Below are 5263 nucleotides of genomic sequence, written 5' to 3'. Positions count from 1 at the left end.
GAAAAAGGTTTAAAAATACTCCCCATCTCCCCATCTCCCCATCTCTTTTTAATTAATATAGATATCACATGATGTAGTAAACTAGAAAAGTTGTCTAAAATCGCACATCTGGGTAGTCGGGTGTTCTACAGAATAAGAATCTATGAGAATACACCTGGATGGAGGATTAAACCCGAATAGGAGATAAAATCATGCCAGTTGTTAGTTTGGCTCAATTGTTAGAGTCAGGAGTCCACTTTGGGCATCAGACCCGTCGCTGGAATCCAAGAATGTCCCAGTATATTTTTACAGAGCGTAACGGCGTTCATATTATTGATCTTGTTCAAACAGCTCAATTAATGGAAGAAGCTTACGACTATATTAGAACTGCTTCTGAACAAGGAAAAAAATTCTTATTTGTTGGTACGAAGCGTCAAGCTGCTGGTATTATCGCTCAAGAGGCCAGTAGATGTGGAGCTTATTATATTAACCAACGTTGGTTGGGTGGGATGCTCACTAACTGGACTACTATTAAAACTCGGGTAGAAAGACTCAAGGACTTAGAACGTCGTGAAGCAAATGGGGCACTAGATTTACTCCCGAAAAAAGAAGCTTCGGTTCTCCGTCGTGAAATGGCTAAGTTACAAAAATATCTGGGGGGTATTAAAAATATGCGTCGCTTGCCAGATGGAGTTGTTATGGTAGATCAGCGACGAGAGTATAATGCTGTTCAAGAATGTCAGAAGTTGGATATTCCTATAGTTTCTTTGTTGGATACAAATTGCGACCCGACTCAGGTTGATATTCCAATTCCAGCTAATGATGATGCTATTCGCTCAATTAAACTTATAGTAGGTAAGTTAGCTGATGCTATCTATGAAGGTCGTCATGGTCAACTAGAAACATTGGCTGAGGAGGATTATGATAGCTATGAAGAATATGAAGAAGATTATGATTATGATGGAGCGGAAGAAGAATTTAATGTAAGTGATGAAGAAGAAGAGTCATCAGAAGGCAATAATGAAGAAGAATAACAAATTCTAGTCGATTGTGTCAACTAAAATGATGCAATAGGAAATTGGTCAAAGATTGCTTTCCTAAGGTCATGCTACGCAAACACTATTGTTTGCTATCGCAAAGCTACGAATGGCGCTTCGGACAATTCTAATGCACTATTTAAGATTAAACAGTCCGCTAGGTAAGCATTCAGCCGTCAGTTATTAGCTAGCCTCCTATCGGAGGAACTGCGTTAACAGCTATTAATTTTGAGTCCGCGTAAAAGCAACCTTTAAAATTGAAAAATAATAAAAAGTTACTTTCATGGGCCCAGGACAAAGCCTGAGAAGTAATTATTCTATTACTAATTGCTGATAGCTGACTGCTGATAGCTGTTTGCGCAGCATTCCGGAGGAAATGCTTACAATTCTAGTAATATTGTTAGTAGAGGTAGGGTTTTTTAGGGATAATATACAGGTTCAAGAATTAAGAATTTAGAATTACCTCTTCTTATAAATAAAAGGATTGGTTAAAAGGATTTTTTTTCTTCTTTCTCCATGAATGGAGAGGCTTTATATCTGAATTTTTCGGTAAATTATTTCTAAAAAGCCTATCTTAAATTAAGACGCTAAAGTAGGATTAATTCCTAAATAATAAAGTTGTAGTAAAGTTAAATTGGAGAATAAAAAATATGCCGGAAATACCTGCAAAGTTAGTTCAAGAATTGCGTAAAGCAACAGGCGCAGGCATGATGGATTGCAAAAACGCTCTCACAGAAAATAATGGGGATATTACTAAGGCTACAGAATGGCTAAGACAAAAAGGTATTGCTTCTGCAGGAAAACTTGAGGGTAAAGTAGCAGCAGAAGGACTGGTTGAGAGTTATATTCATACAGGTAGCAGAATTGGCGTTTTAGTAGAAGTAAACTGTCAGACAGATTTTGTTGCCCGGAATGAGGCATTCAAAGAGTTAGTGAAAAATATTGCTATGCAAATAGCAGCTTGTCCACAGGTAGAATATATTTCAGTTGATGATATCCCTACAGAATTTGTGAAGAGTGAAACATCTATAGAAATGGGTAGAGAAGACCTTAGTAAAAAGCCGGAAAATATTAGGGAAAAAATAGTTCAGGGAAGAATAGAAAAGCGACTCAAAGAATTAGCATTAATGGATCAACCTTATATTAAAGACCAAAATGTCACAGTGGCAGAGTTGGTTAAAGAAACCAGTGCTCAGTTAGGTGAAAAAGTACAAGTACGTCGTTTTACACGATTTGTTTTGGGAGAGGGTATTGAGAAAAAAGAGGAGAATTTTGCTGAAGAAGTAGCAGCACAAATGGCAAAGGAATAATTGATAAATCTTGAAGAAGGAAGAATTCATTAATGGATAATGGATAATTGATAATTGATAATTACCTCTGGTTAAAACCGTTCTTGATTGAACATAAGGAAATATTATTTCTTTTTTTTCCCCTTAAAAGGGGAGGCTTTAAACCTGAATTATTTAATAATTAATAATTAATAATTAATAATTCGGGAAGAAAGAAGAAGGAAGAAGGAAAAAGGAAAAAGTTGATGGGGATTCAAACCCCAACAAATTGTAAACACCGTGTAGACGGTGGGGTATTAAACCCATAAGGGAAAGGAATAATTGATAAATAATCATAATTAAAAATTAAAAGTGGCAGAGATAATCTGTTTATTTTTAATTTTTAATTGTTGATAGATAGAAGATAATTCACTATGGTGGGAGCAGCAAGACAAGTAGAGGAAAAATTGAAAGAAATAGAAGTAGCGATCGCAGAAATTACCAAGGAATTTTATGATACTTATGAAGGTTATTTCAAAGTATTAGGTGAAGGGATACGCCAACAATTAATTTTTGCTAGTTATCATATATGTACTCAAGGGTATCCAGAAGCTTTTCTGAATTTATCGTTTTCTCAGCGACAAAAAATGCAGTCTGAATTGCGAGAAATAGCAAAATTACCAGTTAGAGAATTAGAAGAATTATTAGAACAAATTCCAGAAGAGCAACAAAATTCAGATGAGACTTCAGCTCCAGAATTAATTATGAGTCTTTTGAGTGAAGGAGATGGGGAGGAGGAAGAAGTAACATCTTTACTAAAGAACCAAAAGACAAAGATAGAATTTGATTCTGCTGTATTATTTTCAACTAAAACATCTGATAATGAGGAGCAAAAACTGGCAGATAGGATAGAAGAAAGTCTGAATAAAATTGAAAGAGAAGAAATAGAAAATTCCCCAGAAAATATTATTGATAAATTAGAGAATTTAGATACATTAATATCTTGGCAAGAAAATATAGAGAAGCAAATACCTGAAATTCTCAAAAGAGTTTCTGATCGGGCAAACTCCATCCTTCAAAATGCAGAAATACTACCAAATAAAATACCGAAGAAAGTTTTAGAAGCTGCGACAAAAATGGAATCAGGTGATACTCCTTTGGGTGGAAAACCTAATTTATTAAATTTATTAATTGAAGCAGAAGATCCAGAGGAGGGAAAAAAACCTAGAGTTACTAAAGTTATGGCAGTAAATCTTAGGTTATCTGAAATAGAATTTACTGATATTAATGTTACTGCCTGGCGTAATAAAATTCGTAACCTTTTAGGAAGGCTTAATCAACTGCAACGAGAATATCGTAAAAAGCAACGCGAACGAGCTGTAATAGAAGCAGAGTCAGCATGGCGTTCTAGTTGGTATGAGGAATAATTAATAATTAATAATTAATAATTAATAATTAATAATTAAGAGTTGATAGTTAATAATTATTCATTCAACAATTCACGTCTTGAAGCCGACCTTTTTAAGGGGATAAAATCAAAAAAAAATCCTTTTAGTCAATCCTATCCGTTTTAAGAAGAGGTAATTATTAATTATTAATTGTTAATTGTTAATTGTTAATTGCTAAATTAGGAGTCGGGAGTCAGGAGTTGGGAGGGAAGAAAAAAGAAGTAAAAAGGAGTAGAAGAACGAAGGTTTTTTGGTCGCTTCAGTGGAACGGAGTTCTATAAAGAATTTTTTTTCCTTGATTGAATTAAGCTTTAAACCTTATTACTTAGGAGTCAGGAGTCAGGAGGGAAGAAAGAAGAAGTAAAGAGGAGTAGAAGGACGAAGGTTTTTTGGTCGCTTCAGTGGAATGGAGTTCTATAAAGAATTTTTTTCTCCTTGATGTAATTAAGCTTTAAACCTTAGTTATTCGATAAAATTTATGGTAAATATAGCAGTCGCTATTACTGTATTTGACATATAAAAAGCTTAAAACTCAGACAATGCAATATTTTTCTTTCCTAGATAACTAATCGCCTAGATAACTAACTTCTGCTATACATTAAGATTATATGGGCTAAAAATTTTCACGCTAAAGTAATTCGAGGGCAGAAGTAATACTAATTATCATGGATTAATTCTACAAAAAGGTAATTGGAAAATCATACCTAAAAGGAGTTTTTTCCTGAATTTTTTCTTCCTTCTTAATTAATTCCTTAGATAATACTAATTTTATGTGAGGTGGCACAGAATTAGGTGTTAGGTGTTGTACCATTTTGAAAAAAGAATGTTACGAATAATAAGTATGATTAAAAGACTTTAAAGGAAATTTCCCTTGGATAAAAAAGAGAATTTCCTCGGTCAAAAATGGTATTGAAGCCATTTATTCTGACTCCTGACTCCTGACTCCTGACTCCTAAGAAACATCCTAGCTATTTGTAGCAAAAATTTATCAAATTGGTATTAGATATTAGGTATCTCCAATAATAAAAAACCAAATCAATTATCGTAGATAAATTATCAATTCTTCCCCTCCAGGGAGGGGGAGGGGCGAGGGGTGGGTTCCCTACTCCCTACTCCTTCTTTTCCGGAGAGGTCTATTGGTTGTTATACAAATTTTATGTGAAATGGCATAGAATTATGAAATTTATTAACTTGTCTATCTCGATCTACAGTCAACTCTGATTAAAATATTATTCTACAGCGTATTTCATATTAGTAAGGTACACCAATCGCGGGCAAGATGTCCGCACTTGCATTCACTTTACCATTCATATTTGTACCTCATTTATCTGCAATATGCTGTATATATTATAGGTAGATAAATGAATTTCCTCAAAGAAAGCAAAGTAAAAGAAGTCAAAAAACTGAATGCTGATATTTATTTAACTATGCTTTCTCTAAATGAGCGACTAAGAAAGTATTATATAAATAATCTGTCATGAATAATGAAAGAGAAAAGATAGACTGGGAAAGACTACAAAAAGCTTTGTCA

Annotated in this window: 4 protein-coding genes; 3 read left to right on the top strand and 1 reads right to left on the bottom strand. The window is 34.0% G+C overall.

What is annotated here, in order from left to right; translation table 11 throughout:
* The first annotated feature begins 191 nt into the window (after positions 1-191).
* The 3 genes from rpsB (at position 192) to F6K54_RS39715 (ending at position 3711) form a co-directional block, all read left to right on the top strand.
* Entirely contained in the window at positions 192-1013 is an 822-nt protein-coding gene (gene rpsB / locus F6K54_RS39725) for a 30S ribosomal protein S2 (protein ID WP_293089816.1), read from the top strand.
* 653 nt (positions 1014-1666) lie between these two features.
* A complete protein-coding gene (gene tsf / locus F6K54_RS39720; protein WP_293089814.1) occupies positions 1667-2326 on the top strand; it encodes a translation elongation factor Ts in 660 nt (219 codons plus the stop codon).
* A gap of 392 nt (positions 2327-2718) precedes the next feature.
* Positions 2719-3711 (top strand): hypothetical protein, encoded by a 993-nt coding sequence (locus F6K54_RS39715; RefSeq protein ID WP_293089813.1) that lies wholly within the window; start codon positions 2719-2721, stop codon positions 3709-3711.
* Positions 3712-4408: 697 nt separating this feature from the next.
* Here F6K54_RS39715 and F6K54_RS39710 read toward each other — a convergent pair.
* On the bottom strand, positions 4409-4543 hold the full coding sequence (locus tag F6K54_RS39710; protein WP_293089811.1) for a hypothetical protein: 135 nt from the start codon (positions 4541-4543) through the stop codon (positions 4409-4411).
* Between the last annotated feature and the right edge of the window lie 720 nt (positions 4544-5263).

The sequence above is a fragment of the Okeania sp. SIO3B5 genome (genome assembly GCF_010692555.1).
Lineage (GTDB): Bacteria > Cyanobacteriota > Cyanobacteriia > Cyanobacteriales > Microcoleaceae > Okeania.
The sequence above is the reverse complement of the archived record's forward strand: the minus strand, read 5'-3'. Positions and strand labels throughout refer to the sequence as shown.

Coding starts and splice junctions, on each gene's coding strand:
- rpsB (WP_293089816.1), top strand. CDS start 192: ATGCCAGTTGTTAGTTTGGCTCAATTGTTAGAGTCAGGAGTCCACTTT.
- F6K54_RS39710 (WP_293089811.1), bottom strand. CDS start 4,543: ATGGTACAACACCTAACACCTAATTCTGTGCCACCTCACATAAAATTA.
- F6K54_RS39715 (WP_293089813.1), top strand. CDS start 2,719: ATGGTGGGAGCAGCAAGACAAGTAGAGGAAAAATTGAAAGAAATAGAA.
- tsf (WP_293089814.1), top strand. CDS start 1,667: ATGCCGGAAATACCTGCAAAGTTAGTTCAAGAATTGCGTAAAGCAACA.